General features: G+C 50.6%; 28 protein-coding genes. 19 read left to right on the plus strand and 9 right to left on the minus strand.

Annotation, left to right across the window (positions count from 1 at the left end; all coding sequences use genetic code 11):
• Positions 1 to 10 precede the first annotated feature (10 nt).
• The 17 genes from OXG75_04600 (at position 11) to OXG75_04680 (ending at position 11,947) form a co-directional block, all read left to right on the plus strand.
• Positions 11 to 331, plus strand: coding sequence for a DUF5683 domain-containing protein (locus tag OXG75_04600; GenBank protein MCY3625260.1), 321 nt, complete (start codon positions 11 to 13; stop codon positions 329 to 331).
• Positions 332 to 346: 15 nt separating this feature from the next.
• Positions 347 to 859: a thiol peroxidase gene (gene tpx / locus OXG75_04605; GenBank protein MCY3625261.1), complete on the plus strand. Its 513-nt coding sequence runs from the start codon at positions 347 to 349 to the stop codon at positions 857 to 859.
• Between the two features lie 10 nt (positions 860 to 869).
• A complete protein-coding gene (locus OXG75_04610) occupies positions 870 to 1,334 on the plus strand; it encodes a peroxiredoxin (protein ID MCY3625262.1) in 465 nt (154 codons plus the stop codon).
• A 45-nt stretch (positions 1,335 to 1,379) separates the two neighbouring features.
• Complete coding sequence (locus tag OXG75_04615; GenBank protein MCY3625263.1) at positions 1,380 to 1,637, plus strand: hypothetical protein; 258 nt, start codon at positions 1,380 to 1,382, stop codon at positions 1,635 to 1,637.
• 27 nt (positions 1,638 to 1,664) lie between these two features.
• Positions 1,665 to 1,988 carry an iron-sulfur cluster assembly protein gene (locus tag OXG75_04620; GenBank protein MCY3625264.1) on the plus strand — a complete coding sequence of 108 codons (324 nt, stop codon included), beginning with the start codon at positions 1,665 to 1,667 and terminating at the stop codon, positions 1,986 to 1,988.
• A gap of 38 nt (positions 1,989 to 2,026) precedes the next feature.
• Positions 2,027 to 2,485, plus strand: a complete 459-nt coding sequence (locus OXG75_04625) for a peroxiredoxin (GenBank protein MCY3625265.1) — start codon at positions 2,027 to 2,029, stop codon at positions 2,483 to 2,485.
• 19 nt (positions 2,486 to 2,504) lie between these two features.
• A complete protein-coding gene (bioD, locus tag OXG75_04630; GenBank protein MCY3625266.1) occupies positions 2,505 to 3,260 on the plus strand; it encodes a dethiobiotin synthase in 756 nt (251 codons plus the stop codon).
• A 163-nt stretch (positions 3,261 to 3,423) separates the two neighbouring features.
• The gene (locus tag OXG75_04635) at positions 3,424 to 4,020 is read left to right on the plus strand and encodes a cytochrome c3 family protein (protein MCY3625267.1); all 597 of its coding nucleotides are present in this window, start codon (positions 3,424 to 3,426) and stop codon (positions 4,018 to 4,020) included.
• A gap of 14 nt (positions 4,021 to 4,034) precedes the next feature.
• Entirely contained in the window at positions 4,035 to 6,974 is a 2,940-nt protein-coding gene (locus OXG75_04640; protein MCY3625268.1) for a molybdopterin-dependent oxidoreductase, read from the plus strand.
• A complete protein-coding gene (gene nrfD / locus OXG75_04645) occupies positions 6,974 to 8,305 on the plus strand; it encodes a polysulfide reductase NrfD (GenBank protein ID MCY3625269.1) in 1,332 nt (443 codons plus the stop codon). The genes OXG75_04640 and nrfD overlap by 1 nt, the downstream gene beginning before the upstream one ends.
• 6 nt (positions 8,306 to 8,311) lie before the next feature.
• Positions 8,312 to 8,818 carry a DUF3341 domain-containing protein gene (locus tag OXG75_04650; GenBank protein ID MCY3625270.1) on the plus strand — a complete coding sequence of 169 codons (507 nt, stop codon included), beginning with the start codon at positions 8,312 to 8,314 and terminating at the stop codon, positions 8,816 to 8,818.
• A 55-nt stretch (positions 8,819 to 8,873) separates the two neighbouring features.
• Positions 8,874 to 9,389 carry a cytochrome c gene (locus tag OXG75_04655; protein MCY3625271.1) on the plus strand — a complete coding sequence of 172 codons (516 nt, stop codon included), beginning with the start codon at positions 8,874 to 8,876 and terminating at the stop codon, positions 9,387 to 9,389.
• Between the two features lie 4 nt (positions 9,390 to 9,393).
• Entirely contained in the window at positions 9,394 to 10,572 is a 1,179-nt protein-coding gene (locus OXG75_04660) for a hypothetical protein (protein MCY3625272.1), read from the plus strand.
• A gap of 1 nt (position 10,573) precedes the next feature.
• Positions 10,574 to 10,723, plus strand: a complete 150-nt coding sequence (locus OXG75_04665; GenBank protein ID MCY3625273.1) for a hypothetical protein — start codon at positions 10,574 to 10,576, stop codon at positions 10,721 to 10,723.
• Between the two features lie 154 nt (positions 10,724 to 10,877).
• Complete coding sequence (locus OXG75_04670; protein MCY3625274.1) at positions 10,878 to 11,141, plus strand: type II toxin-antitoxin system RelB/DinJ family antitoxin; 264 nt, start codon at positions 10,878 to 10,880, stop codon at positions 11,139 to 11,141.
• A complete protein-coding gene (locus OXG75_04675) occupies positions 11,134 to 11,403 on the plus strand; it encodes a type II toxin-antitoxin system YafQ family toxin (GenBank protein ID MCY3625275.1) in 270 nt (89 codons plus the stop codon). Before OXG75_04670 ends, OXG75_04675 begins: the two co-directional genes overlap by 8 nt.
• Positions 11,404 to 11,596: 193 nt before the next feature.
• Positions 11,597 to 11,947, plus strand: coding sequence for a gliding motility protein GldC (locus OXG75_04680; protein MCY3625276.1), 351 nt, complete (start codon positions 11,597 to 11,599; stop codon positions 11,945 to 11,947).
• Positions 11,948 to 12,026: 79 nt separating this feature from the next.
• On the opposite strand, the gene OXG75_04685 is transcribed toward OXG75_04680, so the two are convergent.
• The 5 genes from OXG75_04685 to OXG75_04705 all read right to left on the minus strand — a co-directional run bounded on the left by OXG75_04685 (position 12,027) and on the right by OXG75_04705 (position 14,931).
• On the minus strand, positions 12,027 to 12,422 hold the full coding sequence (locus OXG75_04685; GenBank protein MCY3625277.1) for a hypothetical protein: 396 nt from the start codon (positions 12,420 to 12,422) through the stop codon (positions 12,027 to 12,029).
• A complete protein-coding gene (locus OXG75_04690) occupies positions 12,415 to 12,798 on the minus strand; it encodes a heavy metal-associated domain-containing protein (protein ID MCY3625278.1) in 384 nt (127 codons plus the stop codon). The genes OXG75_04685 and OXG75_04690 overlap by 8 nt, the downstream gene beginning before the upstream one ends.
• 10 nt (positions 12,799 to 12,808) lie before the next feature.
• Positions 12,809 to 13,456: a hypothetical protein gene (locus OXG75_04695; GenBank protein ID MCY3625279.1), complete on the minus strand. Its 648-nt coding sequence runs from the start codon at positions 13,454 to 13,456 to the stop codon at positions 12,809 to 12,811.
• A gap of 79 nt (positions 13,457 to 13,535) precedes the next feature.
• On the minus strand, positions 13,536 to 13,874 hold the full coding sequence (locus OXG75_04700) for a hypothetical protein (GenBank protein ID MCY3625280.1): 339 nt from the start codon (positions 13,872 to 13,874) through the stop codon (positions 13,536 to 13,538).
• A 124-nt stretch (positions 13,875 to 13,998) separates the two neighbouring features.
• A complete protein-coding gene (locus tag OXG75_04705; protein ID MCY3625281.1) occupies positions 13,999 to 14,931 on the minus strand; it encodes a TIGR03560 family F420-dependent LLM class oxidoreductase in 933 nt (310 codons plus the stop codon).
• Between the two features lie 378 nt (positions 14,932 to 15,309).
• On the opposite strand from OXG75_04705, the gene OXG75_04710 reads away from it, so the two are divergent.
• Together OXG75_04710 and purM are read left to right on the plus strand one after the other, a co-directional pair.
• Positions 15,310 to 15,783: a peptidylprolyl isomerase gene (locus tag OXG75_04710; protein MCY3625282.1), complete on the plus strand. Its 474-nt coding sequence runs from the start codon at positions 15,310 to 15,312 to the stop codon at positions 15,781 to 15,783.
• Between the two features lie 18 nt (positions 15,784 to 15,801).
• A complete protein-coding gene (gene purM, locus OXG75_04715) occupies positions 15,802 to 16,848 on the plus strand; it encodes a phosphoribosylformylglycinamidine cyclo-ligase (protein MCY3625283.1) in 1,047 nt (348 codons plus the stop codon).
• Between the two features lie 10 nt (positions 16,849 to 16,858).
• Here purM and OXG75_04720 read toward each other — a convergent pair whose 3' ends face one another.
• From OXG75_04720 to surE, 4 genes are all read right to left on the minus strand, one after another.
• Positions 16,859 to 17,752 carry an energy transducer TonB gene (locus tag OXG75_04720; GenBank protein ID MCY3625284.1) on the minus strand — a complete coding sequence of 298 codons (894 nt, stop codon included), beginning with the start codon at positions 17,750 to 17,752 and terminating at the stop codon, positions 16,859 to 16,861.
• Between the two features lie 43 nt (positions 17,753 to 17,795).
• Positions 17,796 to 18,824, minus strand: a complete 1,029-nt coding sequence (locus tag OXG75_04725; GenBank protein ID MCY3625285.1) for an isocitrate/isopropylmalate family dehydrogenase — start codon at positions 18,822 to 18,824, stop codon at positions 17,796 to 17,798.
• An 83-nt stretch (positions 18,825 to 18,907) separates the two neighbouring features.
• Positions 18,908 to 19,489: a DedA family protein gene (locus OXG75_04730; GenBank protein ID MCY3625286.1), complete on the minus strand. Its 582-nt coding sequence runs from the start codon at positions 19,487 to 19,489 to the stop codon at positions 18,908 to 18,910.
• Entirely contained in the window at positions 19,482 to 20,240 is a 759-nt protein-coding gene (surE, locus tag OXG75_04735; GenBank protein ID MCY3625287.1) for a 5'/3'-nucleotidase SurE, read from the minus strand. Before surE ends, OXG75_04730 begins: the two co-directional genes overlap by 8 nt.
• Positions 20,241 to 20,244 lie beyond the last annotated feature (4 nt).

Raw genomic sequence — 20,244 nt, forward strand, 5'->3', positions numbered from 1 at the left:
TTTGTGGAGCATGCGTGGAAGAAAAAAACCCTGGCTGGCGGTACTGCTCTCCCTTTTTTTCCCGGGACTGGGACAGCTCTACAACGGGCAGTTCTCTAAGGCCGTCTCGATATTCGCTCTTATAATAATAGTGAACGTTCTCTCCCGTGAGCCGCTTGAGGTTTTCCTTGAATTTGCGGACACCCGGACGCTTGAAGATGTTCCCCGCTCTACGCTTACTCTCGTTGCCGGGTATTCTCTTGCGACGCTTTTCATTGCGGGGATATCCATTTATGACGCTAGCGTGACGGCCAGGAAAATAAATCTTGATATCGAAGAAAAACAGCCTTGAGGAGGAAAAAGACAGATGGAAAGAGAAAATGCTGTAAAGCTGAAGGGGGCTCCGCTTACCCTTATCGGTCCTGAACTGAAAAGAGGTGATCAGGCTCCCGATTTCAGGTGCGTGGAGAACTTGGGAAGCGAGGTAAGCCTTGAGAATTTCGGCAATGATGTGAAGGTGTTCAACGTGGTGGTTTCGGTGGATACGCCGGTCTGCGATGTTCAGATCAGGAGGTTCAACGAGGAAGCGGCGACGCTTTCTGATTCGGTCCGGATAGTAACGGTGAGCATGGATCTTCCGTTCGCCCAGAGCCGCTACTGCGGGGCCGCGGAGGTGGATAGGGTAGGGACGGCGTCAGATTACCAGTACGCCTCTTTCGGAGAGGCATATGGCGTGCTTATAAAGGAGAACAGGCTTCTTGCCCGCGCGATTTTCGTTGTGGGTCGCGATAACGTGATTGAGCACGTTGAGTACGTTGAAGACATAGTGAATGAACCGGATTATGACGCGGCGCTTGAGGCCATAAAATCAATAGGGTAGAGGGGAAGTTATGGGAAGAAGTCTTGAGATAGGGAGCCAGGCTCCTGATTTTGAAGCCGAAACCTACGGGGCGGAGAAGGTAAGGCTGAGCGATTTTTACTCTAAAGGGACGGTTGTGCTTTACTTTTATCCCAAGGACAGCACTACAGGCTGCATCATGGAAGCCTGTTCGCTTCGCGATGCTGAGGGGGAACTTGCGTCTCTCGGGGTAAAGGTTCTGGGGGTAAGCACAGACGGGGTAAAGTCCCATGAGAAGTTCAGAGACAGGTTTTCACTCAACTTCCCGCTGCTCAGCGACAAAAAAAGGAAGATAGTGGATCTTTACGGGGCAAGGTGGAAGCTTATCCCCATTGTTGCCCGCAGGACCACATTTCTTATAGAGAAAGGTGGCAGGATAGCGTATATTTGGGACAAGGTTAAACCCTCTTCCCACGCCGAAGAGGTGCTGGGCAAGGTAAAAGAACTGGGTCTCTGAGTGGTGAACAGGGCGTATAATTTCCGATAGGAGAGAAGTTTTACCATGGAACTTGTTGGACTGGCGATCGCGTTTATAGTTGCTTTCTGGGTTTACACGGATGCAAAAAGCAGGGGCAAAACCACGGGGAAGGCGTTTTTGTGGTTCCTCGGCGTGTTTTTCGTCCTCATACTGTTTCTGCCGCTTTGGCTTATAACGAGGCCCAAGGTGAAGCTTTGCCCTTACTGTGGCGAATACTACGAATACGGAGAATCTGATGGCTTGTGCCCCGAATGCGGTGTTGAGTCGCAGGCGGGGGAATGATATTTTTCAAGGAAAGGTTTTTTTTCGATGAACGGGACGACTGAAAAACCCGGAGTTACCGAAGATGACGTGATGGAGATTCTCGGCGACATATACGATCCCGAGATACCCATAGATATAGTCAATCTGGGACTTGTTTACCGGGTTGCCATAGAAGATTCCAGGGTGAATATCGATATGACTATGACGTCTCCCGGATGTCCCGCCGCAACACAGATAGTTGCCGAGGCCAAGTACCTTGTCGAGGAACTTGACGGGGTCTCCGAAGTGAACATCGAGATCGTGTGGGATCCGCCCTGGGATCCGGGAAAGATGAGCGAAGCGGCAAAGGAAAGCCTGGGGATGTTCTGATCCCCAGTGTTTTGTCGCCGTGACCAAGGAGGTTGGAAATGGGAGAAAATCTTGAGATAGGGAGCCAGGCTCCTGATTTTGAAACTGAAACCTACGGAGCGGAGAAGATAAGGCTGAGCGACTTCTACTCTAAAGGAACCGTGGCGCTTTACTTCTATCCCAGAGACAACACTCCGGGCTGTACCAAGGAGGCCTGCTCGCTTCGCGACGCTGAGGGGGAGCTTGTGTCTCTCGGGGTGCAGATCCTTGGGGTAAGCACAGATGGAGTAAAGTCCCATGAGAACTTCAGAGACAAGTTTTCACTCAACTTCCCGCTGCTTAGCGACAAGAGCAGGGAGATAGTTAATCTCTACGGGGTGAGAAGCAAGTTTGACAGCGCCCGCAGGGTCACTTTTCTTATAGAAAAAGGTGGCAGAATAGCCCACATCTGGAACAAGGTAAAGACCTCGTCTCACGCTGAAGAGGTAACCGAGAAGGTAAGGGAACTGGGTTTGTAGCTCTCCTGCCGCGAATTTGATGAAGGATCTTCCCAAAGCCGTTTTCATAACCGGCACCGACACGGGAGTGGGGAAAACCGTGGTTACCGCGGCGCTTGCAGCCCTTCTTTCCGAAAAAGGCCTTGCGACCGGAGTAATAAAGCCGTTTCAGACCGGAACGGATCTCGAAGGTCTGAGCGACGCCGAGTTTATCTACGCATTTCTGGGAAGGGACTGCGTGATGTCGGAGGTTTCTCCCTGCCGCCTGAAAGTCCCTCTTTCTCCCTATCGCGCAGCCGCGATTGAGGGGACTGATATTCCTCTTGAGAAAATAATAGAACATACGCGGGATTACATATCCCGAAACGAGGTAACCCTGGTTGAAGGCGCGGGAGGTCTCTGCGTGCCTGTTACCGGGAGTTATATGATGGCTGACCTTGCCGTTTCCCTCGATGCGCCGATGGTTATCGTCGCGCGCCCGGGGCTCGGCACCCTTAACCATACCGGCCTTTCGCTTGAGTACGCGAGGCAAAGGGGCGCAGATGTGCTCGGGGTGGTGATAAACGGGTTTCCGGGGACTGCGGACGTGGCTTCAGCGACCAATCCCGCCGTCTTTAGGGATGTTTTCTCGGTGGACATACTCGGGGTGCTGCCCCATTTCCCGGGGCTTGACGTCGAAGGCGGCTCCTTTTCCGGACTCAGGGGTATTGGGGAGAGCTGTTTTCCCCCTCTTTTCGGAGGCAAATTCTCAGAGGATGTCTTTTTAGAGGAACTTTCCCGGAAAGCGGATTGGTGATTTCTCCCAGGCCGTAACTGCTCCGCGTCGGCTTTTTTCTTTAAAGTTTTACGGTTTTTCCAAAGCGGTTTCTGAGTTCTTGACAGATTTGAAGAACTTGCTAATAATACTAGCCCATTAATCTGCTTCCTGATTAATAAACCCGTTTTTAAGCAAGTTCAAGATGAAGAGAGAGAGATTTCTGCCTATTGCTATAGCCGTTTTGCTTGTGATGGCGGGTTTTTACCTTTACGCCGAAACTGCCGAGAGCAGCGACAAGGGCCCCGCGCAGCCGGTTCTTTTCAGCCACAAGATACACGCCGGGGATAACCAGATACAATGTCAGACCTGCCACAGCTACACGGAAGTTTCTCCCCATCCCGGTATTCCCTCGGTGCAGAAGTGCATGGGATGTCATTCCTATGTTGCCGGAAGGGACGTTGAGTACACAACGCAGGGAGGGCAGACGATCAACATAAGAGAGGAGATAAACAAGGTAAAGGGTTACTGGCAAAGGCAGGAACCGATACCGTGGGTAAAGGTTACAGGAATGTACGGCACAACCTCCGCGGGAATGCCGGAGTTTGTACGTTTTAACCACAAAAGGCACATAAAGCGCGGATTTGAGTGCAGCACCTGCCACGGGGAAGTCGAGAAAATGGACGTGGTGCACAAGGCAGAGGACCTGACGATGGGATTCTGCATATCGTGTCATGAAGAAAACGCCGACAACGAGCAACATAAAACCGAACTTAAGGATTGTCTGACCTGTCATTACTAGGCCGGAGGGGATATATGTCTCGGAAAGAAGATAAAACAAAAAACGGCATGAAGAGAAGAGATTTCCTGAAAGTGATCGGGGTAGCTGGTGGTACGGCAGCCGTTGCCGGAAGCTGCTCGGAGCCGGTGGAACAGATAATTCCTTACGTTATTCCTCCTGAAAACGTTATTCCCGGAGTACCCAAGTTCTACGCGACGACTTGCAGGGAGTGCTCGTCGGGATGCGGTCTCGTGGTGAAAAACCGCGAGGGACGTGCCATCAAGGTTGAAGGCAACCCCGAGAGTCCTATAAACAAGGGAAAGACATGCGCCATGGGCCAGGCATCCCTACAGGGGCTCTACAATCCCGACAGGGTCCGTTCCCCGCTTGTACTCAACACTGAGATCCAGAGACTTCAGGCCATAGGCTGGGAGCGGGGAGAAGCAATCCTCGCGGAAAAACTGAATTCCCTCGGCTCGGGCAAGATTGTCTATCTGAGCAATAACGTTTCGGGAACTTACTCGAAGTTCGTTTCGGAATTCCTGAGACCTCTTCGAGGAAAGCACTACGTTTACGAGGCTTTCTCACACGAACCCATCAGAAAGGCTAATTCAATTGTTTTCGGAAGAGACGAGATCCCTTCCTACAGGATAGACAAGGCGGACTACCTTCTTTCATTCGGAGCTGATTATCTTGAAACGTGGCTTTCTGCGGTTTCAAACTCCATAGGATATTCAAAGCTAAGAGACATAGATCACGGAAAAACCGGCAAGGTCGTTCATATAGAGCCGCGCTCCGGGATGACCGCTTCAAACGCCGATACGTGGATTGCGGCGAAACCGGGCACAGAGCAGTACCTCGCTCTCGCGATTGCCAACGTTATGATTTCAAGGGGGCTTAACAAGGTTGCCCCCGGGCTGATAGCCAGGATGGTTTCAGGATACACGCCCGAGAAAGTCGCGGCGCTCACCGAAGTGTCCTCGGACACAATAGAGAAAATCGCCCGGGACTTTGCTACCTCAAAAAGCCTGGCGATAGGGGGCGGGGCGGCCAACACGGGATCAAACGCCACCGAGACCATTGTTGCCGTGAACATGCTTAACTACCTTGCCGGAAACATCGGCAAGACGGTTGATTTCTCGGACCCTCTTTCAATCTCGGATGCAAGCAGCTTCAGCGACATGAAGAAGCTGGTGGAGGAAATGAGGTCAGGTGAGGTGGAAATTCTCATCGTTCATAACACAAACCCGGTTTTCACGCTTCCCGGGGAACTGAAAGTCGCCGAAGCACTTGAAAAAGTTCCGTTTGTCGTAAGCCTCTCTCCATTTCTTGACGAGACTTCCGAGAAGGCGCATCTCGTACTTCCCGAAAGCACTTCCTTTGAGAGCTGGGGAGACTACAGCCCGAAAAAGAGCACAACCGGCATCACTCAGCCCGTCATGAGACCGGTTTTCAATACTAAATCCGCGGGCGACGCGCTGATCTCCGTTTCAAAGAATGTTGAGGCGCTTAAAAACACGTTTGCCGAGAAAAAATACTACGACTACCTGAGAAGCGCCTGGAAGAAGAGGGCTGCGGCTCTCTCTCCCGGAACAGGCTTCGAGAGATTCTGGGAAAAACTTCTTGTAAAAGGTTCTGTGACGACCACTCCCGCACCCGTCAATGTAGCTCTTTCATCCAGGATAAGTTCCGTTTCTTTCCGCGATCCGCAGTTCCGCGGAGAAGGGGATTTTCACCTGATTGCCTATCCGTCCCACAGGTTTCTTGACGGAAGGGGGGCGAACAAGCCATGGCTTCAGGAACTTCCCGATGCTCTTACCACTTCGGTATGGGACTCTTGGCTTGAGATAAATCCCACCGTCGCGGCGAAAATGGGTCTTGAGGACGGTTCTTACGTCAAGGTCGATACCCCCGGGGGAAGTTTCGAGGTGCAGGTTTTCGTCTACGAGGGAATAAGGCCGGATACGATTGCCGTTCCGATCGGGCAGGGACACACTTCCTACGGAAGGTACGCGAAGGGAAGAGGCGTGAACCCCTTTGCTCTGCTGTCTGCGGCTACCGACGCGCTTTCAGGCGGGCCCTCGCTGCTTTCAACCAAGGCGAACGTTTCATCCCTCAGAAAAAGAGACCTGCTTGTAAGGACACAGTACACGAAAAGCCAGGGAGACCGCCACGTCGCCAAGACTGTCGCCCTTGACCAGATTGGCCATCATAACGGCGCCCATGGAGAGCACCACTCGGAGCACCCTGACTTCTACCCGGAAAAAGAATATTCCAAGTACAGATGGGGAATGGCCATAGACCTTAATAAGTGCACCGGTTGCGGAGCCTGCGTGACCGCGTGTTCCGCGGAGAACAACATTCCCTTCGTAGGGAAGAAGCAGATTGCCAAGCGCCGCGAGATGAACTGGATTCGAATAGAGAGATTCTTTGAAAAAAACAGTGACGGAAGCCTTGACGTGAGGTTCCTGCCCATGCTCTGCCAGCAGTGCGGAAACGCACCTTGTGAGCCCGTATGTCCGGTTTTCGCGACTTACCACAACCACGAGGGCCTAAACGGCATGATATACAACCGCTGCGTGGGCACCAGATACTGCGCGAACAACTGCACCTACAAGGTAAGAAGGTTCAACTGGTATACCTACAAGTTTCCCGAGCCTCTTAACTGGCAGCTTAATCCCGACGTGACTGTAAGATCGAAGGGAATCATGGAAAAATGCACCTTCTGCGTTCAGAGGATAAGTTACGGGAAGGATCTCGCCAAGGATGAAGGAAGGCTTCTTCGCGACAGAGAGGTTCTTACTGCCTGCGAGCAGGCGTGTCCGAGCGACGCTATAGTGTTCGGCAACCTGCTTGACGACAAAAGCAGGGCGTCTGTGCTGTCCGAGGACGAAAGGGGTTACAAGGTTCTCGAGGTGGTGAACACCAAGCCCGCGATTACCTATCTTAAGAAAGTGAAACAGGAAAGAGTTTGATGAGCCAGACGCAGCAGACACCTTTAACTTACGCGAGAATAACTGAAGATGTAGTCAGGATGGTCGACAAGCCGTCTGGGAAGTGGTGGGCTCTTTTTCTTCCCACAGTAGCACTTGTGGGACTCGGCGCCATGTGCTTTTTCTATCAGGTGGCGGAGGGACTTGGAGTCGCCGGCTACCGACACCCGGTTTTCTGGGGAGTTTACATAACCGATTTCGTTTTCTGGGTTGGAATAGCGCACTCCGGAACGCTTATCTCGGCCATACTTTATCTGTTCCGCGCAAGGTTCAGGATGTCCATATACAGAATTGCGGAGGCCATGACGGTTTTCGCCGTTCTCACCGCAGGACTCTTCCCGATAATCCACCTCGGAAGACCATGGAATTTCCTTTGGCTTATACCCTATCCGAATTCAAGGGAGCTCTGGATAAACTTCAAGTCGCCGCTTGTGTGGGACGTATTCGCCGTAAGCACCTATCTTACGGTAAGCTCGGTGTTCTTCATAGTCGGAATGATTCCCGATATCGCCGCGATAAGGGACAAGGTCAAAGAAGTTCCGAGAAAGATCATATACTCGATTCTTTCCTTCGGATGGAAGGGATCAAACAAGGAATGGCTTCACTATACGAGGGCCTATCTTTATTTCGCGGCTCTCGCCACTCCTCTTGTTCTCTCGGTTCACAGCGTCGTGTCCTGGGACTTCGCGATGGGCAACGTTCCCGGATGGCACACCACCATATTCCCGCCGTACTTCGTTGCCGGAGCTATTTTCTCCGGACTTGCGATGGTTATCACGCTTACCATACCGATAAGGAAGATTTTCCATCTTGAGGACTACATAACGCTTGATAACTATGACGGCATGGCGAAGCTCATAATTCTGACTTCCTGCATAGTCGGCTACGCATATGCTGCGGAATTCTTCATGGCGTGGTACAGCGGAAGTCCTTATGAGTGGGGACAGTTTGTTTACAGGGCGACCGGAGAGTACGCGTTTTTCTACTGGACGATGGTGATATGCAACTGCGTTGTCCCGATAGCGTTCTGGTGGGAGAAAGTTAGAAAGAACATAAAGGCGCTTTTCGTCATCTCCATACTGATAAACATAGGAATGTGGTTTGAGCGGTTCAACATCATCGTGATATCGCTTTCAAGAGATTTTGAGCCCGGTGCGTGGGGCATATACAAAATATCATTTGTTGAGGCCGGCATAACAATCGGGAGTTTCGCGTGGTTCTTCATGTTCTTCTTACTGTTTGTGAAAACTCTTCCGGCAGTTTCCATAGCGGAGATGAAGGAAATACTTCCGGTGCCGAAGAAGGGAGGTTAGCAGGAGATGAGTCAGGGCGTAGTCGGAATTTACTCGTATCAGGATTCGGTTCTTGAAGCCATTGGCAAGCTCAAGGAAGCGGGTTACCGCAACATGAGAGTGTTCTCCCCGTTTCCGGACCACGAAATTGAGGCGGCGGTTGATCTGCCTGAGAGTCCTGTGCGGTTTTTTACTCTCTTCGGAGGTCTGCTGGGGGCGACCTGCGGGATCGGTTTTACGGTTCTTACTTCAAGCGCCTGGCCGATAGCGGTGAGCGCCAAGCCTATAGTCTCAATACTTCCCTACATGGTTATCGTTTTTGAGCTTACGGTGCTTTTCGGCGCCCTTTCAACCTTTCTGGGGCTGATAGTGAATTCCCTTATAAGACAGAGAACCCCGGTCAGGCTCTATGACGAGCGTTTTTCGGATGACAAGTTCGGTGTTGCCGTTGTGTGCGAGAAGGAAAATATAGACGCGGTTGAAGCGATATTAAATTCTACGGGAGCTGAAGAAATCAAGTTTGATGAAGCATAAAAAGTTTTTTCGGACAGTTCCGGGGCGAGCTTGGGGATTTAATTCTCTCAGGGGATTGAAAGTATGTGTCGCCGTCGCTTTTGCGGTTGCGCTTTCCATTTCCTCTGCCCACTCGCTTCCGTGGTCGTGGGACATGTGGTCTCAGGACTCGATTCAGCCCTACGAAGAGCCCGTGCTTTTTCCGCGCAACTCGATTTCCACCGACGGCAGCAAAATGAGGCCTGAAGACAGAAACAAAGTCGAGCAGATAAAAAAAGGACCGATTCCCGGAGATGACGAGTCGGTTGCCAGAGGAGCCAAGGTTTACAAAGAGCAGTGCGCCGTGTGCCACGGCCCCGGGGGTTTGGGAGACGGAATTATAATAAAAAAAGGACTCGGTTTTTACCCGGTTAACCTTACCACGCCTGCTGTGGCGCAGAGAACCGACGGTTATATCTACGCCTATATACGCTACGGAGGCAAGGTTATGATGCCCTCTTACGGCGAGAACATATCGAAGCAGGACGCATGGCACGTGGTCAATTACGTGAGAAAGCTTCAGAACCCGGGTTCTGTCAAGGAGAGTCAGTGAAACGATGGATCAGTCCGTAAACCAGGAGATACTCGCTAAAAGAAACCAGATACCCGGCTGGGTGTTCAAGGTTTTCCTCGCTCTGGCGGCTGTGGGTGTAGTGGCTTTTGTAGTTAACGCCAGGGGAGAGAGGGCCGAGGAGGTCTGGCAGCTTTTCCTAGTGAATTTTCTTTTCTGGACGGGAGTGGCCCAGGGCGGGCTCGTGTTCTCCTGCATACTGAGGATAACCAACGCAAGGTGGGGCAGGGGACTTCTTCGCATAAGCGAAGGTTTTGCGAGCTTTACCATAGTTTCTTTCGTGCTTCTGCTTGTTCTTTTTATCGGCAAGGAGGTGGTCCTTCCCTACGCTCATCATCACTACCACAGTCCCAAGGACATATGGCTCAACATAAATTTCGTGATGGCGAGGAACGTCATTGGTTTCGCCGGACTTTTAGTACTTAATTATTTCTATCTGAAAACATCTATTCAGCAGGACCTTGAGGGCAAGGAAAACATCGTGAAATTAAAGAAACTGGCTCCTGCGGTAATCGGGGTCTACGCTATTGTTTTCTCCCTTTTCGCCTGGGATTTCATGATGTCGCTTGATCCTCACTGGTTCAGCACGCTTTTCGGTCCCTACTACTTTATGGGAAGCCTGATAGCGGCCATAGGGGCGACCATAATACTTTCGGTTCCCCTCAAGCGTTACCTGGGGCTTGATGACTATCTCTCCCTTCATCATTACTGGGATATGGGAAAGATACTCCAGGGTTTTTCGCTTTTCTGGGTTTACCTCATGTTCTCACAGCTCCTTACGATTTGGTACGCGAACATGCCCGAAGAGACGGGGTTTGTGATAAAAAGGGTTGTGGATGAGCCTTTCCGCTCGTTTGCCTGGGCTGTTCTCACCTGCTGCTTTATATTTCCTTTTGTTTCCTTTCTGCCGCGCACGCACAAGATAGTTACCCCGATAGCTGTCTTTATCGCCACGGTTTCTTTCTCGGGACTCTGGATGGACAAGTTCCTGCTGGTCATCCCCTCGCTTACAAGCGAGCTTGTTTTCAGTATCAACCATTTCCTGATTACCTTGGGTTTTCTCGCGGGGTTTGTGGCGACTTTCCTTCTGTTTATAAACCGCTTCCCGGTAATACCTTTCGGTGATCCCTATTTTGACGGCAAAACGAAGGGCGGAGGACATTAAGATGAAACTTACACCCGAACAGCTTGATAAAATAGTTCTGCTTTTCACTGTGAAAGTTGCTATCGGTATTGCGGCTTTTATTGGCATAGTGGCCACCGTAGCGCTCTTCGGCACCAAGATAGCACCGCTGATGGGCAAACTCCCCTGGTAATTCCGGCCTTCCTGCGGTTTCAGGCGATGCTGTACTAATTTCAGACTGCTGAGTTAAAGATTACTACAGGGTTGACTCACGAACAGGGCCGTTTTTACAAAATATTGACTTGTATCTCGAATGTGGTACATTGATTCTAAAAGGAGGTGTTTTGATGGCTAAAACCGAAATGATACGTGCGCGGATGGAACCTGAACTCAAGCGGGAAGCTGAAGAAATATTCTCCACTCTTGGTTTGTCTACTACTGAAGCGATCACCATGTTCTACAGACAGGTTACTTTTTATCAAGGTTTGCCTTTTATTGTAAGAATACCCAGACAAGAGACCTTGGAAGCTATCCGTCAGGCGCGCTCCGGGGAAGGTCTTATCGAATATGCAGATGTTGATGAGCTGATGGCTGAGTTTGATAATGCGTAAGTTGCGCACAACTGCGCAGTTCAGAAGAGATCTTAAGAGGCTTGGCAGAAGGGGGAAAGATTCCGAAAAGCTCCACAGCGTAATTGCCAGACTGGTTGCCGGGGAACCACTTGACCTGATTAACAGGCCGCACCGCTTATCAGGTGAGTGGGCTCCCTGCTGGGAGTGCCATATAGAACCTGACTGGCTCCTTGTTTGGGATGAAGATAAGGAGTCGATAACTCTGATCCGAACTGGAACCCATTCAGACTTATTCAGATAATCTTCGGTAGAGATTTCCCTGCAATAAAAGGCGTCGGTTGCTCAATTATCCTAAGTTGCTGGAATGCATGGACCCCTTTTTTTGCCGTGTAGGAATTTGAAGCAGTTCAGTATGCCATCTTAAAATCGTCTTATAAAACCGGATATAATTTCCGTGCTGGTTTTTCAAAAAAATTTTTCCCAAGGAGTTTTGCATGTCCAAAGATGCCGAAATCAAGCTTAAGGTAATGCTAGGGGATGACAATGTTCCCGAGGGTCTTTTCTGGGAGGCTTCCCAGTCCGAAGAACCTGGAGAGAAGCGCTGCGAGGCAGCTTTTATCTCCATGTGGGATGCCGAGAAAAAAGAATCTCTTGTAATAGATCTCTGGACCAAGAAAATGGAAGTAGGAGAAATGAACTACCATTTTTATTACACCATGATGAAAATGGCTGACACTTACGAAAGGGCTACCTCCGAGAAACAGATATCAAACAGAATGAGAGAATTCGCGGGCGAGTTCGCCGAAATGGTCCTTGAGTCTTTCGGAGGCCAGAAAAACCCCTGACCAGCATCCTCTGTTGCCCTGCAGATCAGGGAAACGCCGGTTTTCCCGACATTCCCCTGATCTTGTTACCCGAAAGATATCAGTAAAAAACTCTCGCGGCGATAAAAGCGAAGAAAAATCCCACGCACCAAAGAAGCACTGATAACAGGTATATCCAGTTGCTTGTCTTTCGTAATCTGGCACACGCCATTGCCTGCCCAGGGTCAACAGGGCAGGGTGCGTTTCTTGAACTCCAGAGCGCGAATCCGGCAATGAGAAGCATCGCGCCCGAGATTCCAAACGTCCAGATTTTGTATTCTGACAACGCAATCAGCCAAGGAGCGGTTCCCACGATTCCCGCCAAGGTTGCGCCGGCACCGATCGTCACTAATAATGCGGGAAGGGCGCAGCACACAAGCGTTCCAGCGGACGTAAGCAGGCTGAGCGAAGTGAGAAGCGTTTGCTTCACTCCGTAGCCGGAATCTGTGTTATCCATGCTCGCATCCCCTCTTAATGGCGCTCACGTTGTATCCCGAATCCGTGATAAGCTTCGCAAGCGTCGCATCGTCAACGGTCAATCCGGGTTTCATGGCGACCATTATGGAGCTTTTGCCGAGATCAACATTGATTCCCGCGATGTCCCCGCGTTTCAGGAACACCTTTTCCAGGGAACGGGCGCAGAAATCGCATACAAGTCCGCTTACCTTGATATTGATGGTATCTTCGCAGGCGGCGTTTTCCATGTTGTTTGAAGTGGTGGGGGTCTCTACCACCTCACCTTCATGGTTATGTTCGTGTTCTCCATGCTGCGCATGGCTTTGGAACACAAAAAGAAGTGTCATAAAAATAATTGCGGTGATTGATGTTTTCATAGTTTTCTCCTTAAAATCTTATTATTAAATTGAACAAAACCCCACCTTTGTCGCTCACTCCGACCTCGGCGAGATACTCGTTCTTGAAAAACCGTACAAAAGGCGTAAACGAAATGTTGTCTCTTTGCCCCGTGATGTGGTCAACCTGAAGCATGAGCCAGGTGTGGAGATCGCCGTAGTCTCCGATATAAGGGGCGATTCCCAACCGCGCTTTCTGCCTGAAGAATTTCGTTATGTCTTCTGCGTAGTAGACGCGGTTCTCATAACTTGTAAAGTACCGTCGGGTTTCCCAGTCAAGGGCGATATCGGCAAAGGCGGCGGGCTTGGGTTCACTGTTGGGCACCCCAAGATCACCGTAGGCTGTGCCAAGGCCGCCTTTAAGATAGAAGTTTGCCTGCGAGGTCGGCGCATTATGGCGCTTTACCAGATAGTTAAGCTGTACGCCGTGGGTCTGCCAGGCCTCCTCGCGCCAGTATTCGGTTCTGTATCCTATTGAATACCTGGCTGTTGGCGAATAATGAACGTGAAGAGAATTCGCGTTCTTGTCGTTTTTCTGCATGACCGTCCAGCTGCCCGGATATGAGACCGGACGGGACAGGGACTGAGGGGCATATGCCACCAGGATCACGCAGCATAAAGTGAAAACTGCTGATTTCATGTTTCCTCCTGAGTATCAATTATGGATTGGCGACGCCGAAGCGAAGCCGCTTGTAGTGCGCGTCCGCGCGCAGGTTTGCTCAGGAGATGTGTTTTGGAGGTCGGAAATGGGTTTCGATCTGGCGGGAGGATCGGAGCTGACCGGCAAGAATCCCGACAGCAGCTCCCTCATGATGATCTTTTAGTTCTTCAACAGGCAGTGCGTTTATCTGGACGCAATGCTGGCAATCGCAACCATCGCATTGCTCGGAGCTTCGATTTTCTGAATCTTCTGTTTCATGACACGGCATGTCGGCGTCCATCTGCATTTCTGCGGAGGACTTGTCCATGTTCATTGGACATGTGGAGAAAAAAGCATTCGCCATGCCGCCGGTAAAGAACAATGCGATGCATATTGCCAGTAGCAGTGTTGTCTTCATAGCTCCCACATCCTGATTTATAGGCTATTCATTTTTAGTTCAAACTTCAATAGCCCAGGTTCGGAATGTAGAGAGTAAATTATATGACCGGTTTTTAAACACGTGAGTTGACCGGAACTTGTCTTTATCTAAATTCGGGTATTACTTCCTTTGCGAAAAGCTCTATGGTCCCGGGGTTCATCACGTCTGAGAAGAAAATCGTGTATTTGGATATTCCCTTTTCCATGTCGGCGCTGATCTTTTCTACGCAGTCTTCCGGGGTTCCCACGATCCCGAGTTTTTCTATATCTCCGAAGAATCCATAGCGTCTCTGGGCCTTCTCGAGTTTTTCGGGAAGATCTTTTCTGTTCTCAACCAGAACGCAGACGGTCTGCTGAGATATCGTTATATCTTCTATGTCTCTCCCGGCTTCCTCGCAGTGCTTACGGAGTATCGAGTGCTTGCGGTCAAATTCAATCGCGCTTGTCGCGGGACAGTTCCATTCATCGGCGAGTTCCGCCACTGCTCTTAAGAGGAATCTTTCTCCGGAACCTCCGATGCATACTGGAATGTGGGGACGCTGAACGGGCTTGGGGTTGCAGAGCGCGTTCTCCACCTTGTAATGCCTGCCGGCAAAAGAGGCGGTTTCATCAGTCCACATCAGTTTGAGTATCGTGATCGCTTCTCTCAGCATCTCTATTCTTTCTTTCGTTGAAGGAAATGGATATCCGTAAGCGCGGAACTCATCTTCAAACCATCCGGCTCCTATTGCGAACTCAACCCGCCCGTTGCTTATCACGTCAAGCGTTGAAGCCATCTTGGCGAGAAGGGGAGGGTGTCTGAAGGGATTGCAGAGAACCATGGTTCCAAGCTTAACGTTCTCGGTTACTGTCGAGAGCGCGGACATCAGGGTCCAGGGTTCATAGATATCGATACCTATTATTCCCTGACCCAGGACATGATCGTAGAACCAGACGGAATCATATCCAGTCGAGTCGCATAACTGCGCCGTGGCCTTTATATCCTCAAAGTCTATTTTCTGCTGTCTCAGCATTACTCCGAATTCGGGTCTGCTCATTTCCTGTCTCCGTTTTTTGGCATTCGCGAAAGTTAATTATCCCTTCAGCTGGAGATACTGTAAACACGGGAGCGTCTTTTTATCCACGGGAGTTCGGCACATAGGAATTCACTGTTTTGTTTCTTTATGCTATTATTACGGGCGACGGAAAAAAGAAAACCGCCGGAGCTTCCAGCCGACTGCTTTAAATGAAGAGATTCCGTTTCTTCTTAAAAATCTACGCACCTGAGGTTTCCAATGAAAAACGCAGCTGTTTTCACTCTATGCTTTATTTTCGCTTTGATTGCTTTTCCCGGTGACGGGCACTCTCATTCCGATTCCAGTCATAACAAAAATACGTCCGCTGAATCCGGCGGCAAAAAAGAAAGGAGAAAACCGATGGTTCTTATTTCGACTTCGCTTGGCGACATAAAACTTGAACTCTATGAAGACAAGGCGCCGATTACCGTGGCGAATTTTTTTTCCTACGTGGAAGAAGGCTTTTTCGACGGCACCATATTTCACAGGGTGATAAATAATTTCATGATACAGGGTGGCGGCATGACTGCGGACATGAAGCAGAAGCCGACCAAGGACCCCATAAAAAACGAGGCCGACAACGGCCTTAAAAACGAACGCGGCACCATAGCGATGGCCAGGACTGCCGTTGTGGATTCCGCGACGTCGCAGTTTTTTATAAACCACGCGGACAACTCCTTTCTTGATCACGGCGCGCGCGATTTCGGTTACGCGGTATTCGGAAAAGTTGTTGAGGGAATCGAGGTTGTCGACAAAATTGCCGCTGTTCAGACCAGAGCGGGAGATGTTCCCGTCGAGACGGTGTCTATTTTGTCGATTAAGGTCGTCAATTAACGGACGGCCTCTTTTTTCGTGTCAGAAGAAGTTACTTACAAAAGCGCCGGTGTTGACGTGGAGGAAGGCGAGAGGTTCGTGCGCCTTATAAAACCTCTGGTCGAGTCGACCTACGGCGAAAGCAAAGTAAGCCCGCTCGGGGGTTTTGCGGGCGCTTTTCCGCTTGATACAGACACTTTCCGCAAGCCCCTGCTTGTATCGGCCACAGACGGCGTCGGCACAAAACTCAAAACAGCTTTTTCCGCGCGCAAGTTTGATACGATAGGGATAGACCTGGTCGCCATGAGCGTTAACGACGTGATTACCTGCGGCGCAAAACCCCTATTTTTCCTTGACTACCTTGCTACCTCGAAGCTTGACTCCGAGCAGGCAACCGAGGTGGTAAAGGGAATCAGCGAGGGATGTATCCGGGCGGGATGCGTGCTTATCGGGGGAGAGACGGCGGAAATGCCCGGATTTTACGCCGAGGGGGAGTTTGATCTCGCGGGTTTCTGTGTCGGAGTGGTGGAGAAGGATCTTTATATTGACGGCGCCGGGGTAGGGCCGGGCGACGCGATAGTCGGGCTTGCTTCAAGCGGTCTTCATTCAAACGGCTACTCTCTTGCGAGAAAAGTACTTTTTGACATCGGGGGCTACTCGATTGACTCAAGACCCCGGAGTCTTTCAAAAACCATTGGAGAGGAACTTCTCACTCCCACGGTCATATACTCAAAGACTGTTCTCGGGCTCTGCGCGGAATTCGACGTGAAAGCCCTTGCCCACGTGACTGGCGGCGGGATACCGGGGAACCTCTCAAGAGTAATTCCTGGGGGACTTTTTGCGGCGATTGACAGCAGCAGCTGGGAGGCTACTCCCATTTTCGACCTGATAATGAAAACAGGGAATATAAGCCGCGATGAGATGCACTCGACGTTTAACTGCGGGGTGGGAATGATAGTGGTACTGCCGCGGGAGCAGGCCGAAGAAGCTCTGGCCTTCGCGCGGGACCTGCCCGAAGCGGCCTACCTTATCGGCGAGATAAAAAAACTTGACGCCGCTGCGGATCCCAAGGTCCGTATTCTCTGAGAGTGCAGTTTCAGTTGTAATATCTTACCCATTTTGGAAGTTTGTAATCAAAAGTAGCTGGTATCTTTAACTTTTCTTCCTCCCAGCTTTTCGGGAACGGGTTATAGGGAGAAGCCACCCTTATTGTCCGAAGCACTTCCCTGTCCAGATCCTCGAAACCCGAAGGCTGAATTATCCTCACATTTTCAAGGTATCCGTCTTTTCTGAGCGTGAAAACGATCCGCACGTTTCCCTGTTCCCTTCTTACCTGCGATTCTCTGGGATATTTCCAGACCTGGTAAATTCTCTCTTTCAGTTTCGTGAAATAGGAAATGTACTTGTATTCCGTAGTGTTAAGATCAACGGTAATTTCCTTCTCGACGTTTTCGGTTCCAAGAAGCTGCTCTTCTGTATTGTAATCAAATGGAACATCCGCTACCCTGGGGTTGACCATCTGCGAAGCGGAATCACTCGGGCTGCTTCTTGGCAGTTGATCTGGACTGGTTTTTCTTTTTTCAGGTTTGTTTTTTTCTCCTTCGGGTATCATGGCAACTCGATCTTTTTCGGGAGAGAATCTCTCCGTGCTCTTTTTCTGTTCTCCGGGCTGAATTGCTCCCGCGGGTGTTCTTTTCGGTATGTTTTTCTTTTCAGTTTTAGGAATTGATCTTGAGAGTTTTGTCGTGTCGTCTCTCGTAGTTTCTTTCTCCGCCCTGTGGGACTTGTCAGCGAGTCTTGACGGCTTGTCGGGGGGTTCAGTCTCTTTAACCGGCATCTCGATAAGTTCTATGTATGTTCTCTCAAGCGGATCCTCAAGGCTTTCGGGATCGGGCAGTATCTCTGAGAAAAGAAGGTGAATCAGCAGCAGGTTCAGCACAGCTGAGATCAGAAGAAAAACCGGGAAAGGGACTTTTCTATTACTATTCATGATGGCTTAGCGGTGTTTCGGCACGCGCCGAGGCGGGGCCTGTCTATGTCTTCAGTATATTCTGTATAAGAACCCTGGCAAAGTCAGCCGTATTGAGACTGCCTCCCAGGTCCCGGGTCTTATTGCCATCTGAAAGGGCCATGTTGTAAGCTGTTTTTATCTTGTCGGCTGCCTCTCTCATGTCCTCTCTTCCTTCCGAATCGGCCAGATACCTGAGCATCATTACGGCCGACATTATCAGAGCGAGCGGATTCGCTATCTCGAGTCCCGCTATGTCCGGCGCGGACCCGTGCACTGCTTCAAAGACCGAGTATTCATCCCCTATGTTGGCGCCGGGAACAACGCCGAGTCCTCCGACAAAGCCGGCGCAGAGATCGCTCATCACGTCGCCGTAGAGATTTTCAAGCAGCAGTGTGTCAAACATGCCCGGGTCCTGAACCAGCCTCATGCATCCCGCGTCTATTATGTACTCTTCATACTCGATGTCCGGGTACTGCTCGCTCACCTCCCTTGCCTTTCTGATAAAAAGACCGTCGGTGATTTTCATTATGTTGGCCTTGTGAAACACGGTAATCTTTTTTCTGCCTCTTTTTCTCGCGTATTCAAAACCCCATCTGGCGATTCGCTCGCACGCTCTCTCGGTCGCGACTTTCATGCTCATCACAACCCCTGGGGAAACCGTGTTCTCAACGCCGCTGTAAAGACCTTCTGTGTTCTCTCGCACGATGACTATGTTAATGTCGGAGAACCTGGTCCTCACGCCCTCAATGCTTCGTACCGGCCTTACGGCCGCGTAGAGGTCAAGCTTTTTCCTCAGTTCCACGTTCACCGAAGAAAACCCCTCTCCTATGGGGGTTGTGCACGGCCCCTTAAGCGCGACTTTATGCTCCCTTATGGCGTCAAGAGTGACTTCCGGCAGGACTTCCCGGTACTTTTCTATAGACGATACTCCGGCCTTTCTTATCACCCATTCGATTTTGGCTCCGGAAGCCGCGATAACGTCCTTTGTCGCTTCGGCGATTTCCGGGCCGATACCGTCTCCCGGGATTAAAACGACTTTTCTAGCGCTCATGATTCTTACGTATTATACGGCAGGTTGCGTGCCGACAATCACTTTCCGTGCCCACATTATCCGCGAAGTTTTTGTCGGGCACCTCAGCCCAGTTTCTTTAGAAGCAGCACCCCAACCAGAAGCAGTGCGAAAAATATAACCGTAAATATGTTGAAGTATTTGTCGATAAGCAATTTTACTCTTTCTCCGAAAACTGAAAGAAGGAAGGCTATTATGGCAAATCTTGCCGTTCTTCCCACGGCGCAGGCGGCGATAAAGGCGAGAAAGTCGACCTTAAAGACTCCCGCCGTCACGGTAAACGCCTTAAACGGTATGGGGGTAAAGGCCGCGGCCAAAACGGCTTCAAAGACGTTTTCTGAATATTTGTCGCCTACAATCGCAAATGTCTCCGGGGTTATTATGTGGGATGTGAAAAAGTTCCCGACAAGCTCCCACACCCAGCAACCTATCAGATATCCGGCTGCCGCTCCCAGTATTGAAAAAACGGAGCAGTAAAGAGCGAATCGGTATGACTTTCTTGGATTTCCGAGACAAAGCGCCACGAGAAGGGGGTCCGGGGGTATGGGAAAAAAAGAGGCTTCCGTGAAGGAAACCAGGGAAAGCGCGAAGGGGCCGTGCTTTCTGTCCGCCCACCCGAGAACCCATTCGTAGAGCCTTTTAAGCATGGTTCTCCAGTTTCTCTCTGAGTTCTTCCAGGTACCCGTAATCCGTCAAGTCAAGCTTTATCGGGGTTATGGAGACATAGCCTTCAAGAACGGACACTATGTCTGAGTTCTCGATTCTAAGGGAATCAAGTTCGTTTCCGCCTATCCAGTAATACTTTTTACCCCGGGGGTCCGTATTCTCCACTATTGGAGCCTCGTAAACCCTTTTGCCCTGGCGCGTAACCCGTATTCCCTTTACTTCTTCTAGGGGGAGGTTGGGCACGTTCACGTTTAGCAGGGTGTTCTCGGGGAGACCGGTTTTAAGGACGAATTCCGCGGTTACCCTTGAATAGTGGGCGGCGGTTTGGAACAGGAAGTCTTTTTTCGCCGCGAGCGATACCGCTATCGCGGGGATTTTCATAAGAGTCGCCTCTATCGCGGCGCTTACGGTCCCCGAATACGTTATGTCATCTCCCAGGTTGGCGGCCATATTTATTCCGGAGACTAAGAGATCGGGCTTCCTCTCTTTCAGAATTCCGTTCACGGCGAGATTCACGCAGTCCGTTGGAGTTCCGTCCACGGAAAAGACCCTCTCTGAGATTTCCTCGATTCTAAGAGGTCTCATGAGGTTGAGCGAGTGGCTTGAGGCGCTCTGGTCGCGGTCAGGGGCCACGGTGTAGACTTCTCCCAGGTGGGAAAGGGCTTCTCCAAGGGCTCTTAGGCCTTCTGAATTTACCCCGTCATCGTTTGAGAGCAGTATCTTGACTTTCATGTCT

This window comes from Candidatus Dadabacteria bacterium (genome assembly GCA_026705445.1).
Taxonomy (GTDB): Bacteria; Desulfobacterota_D; UBA1144; order Nemesobacterales; family Nemesobacteraceae; genus Nemesobacter.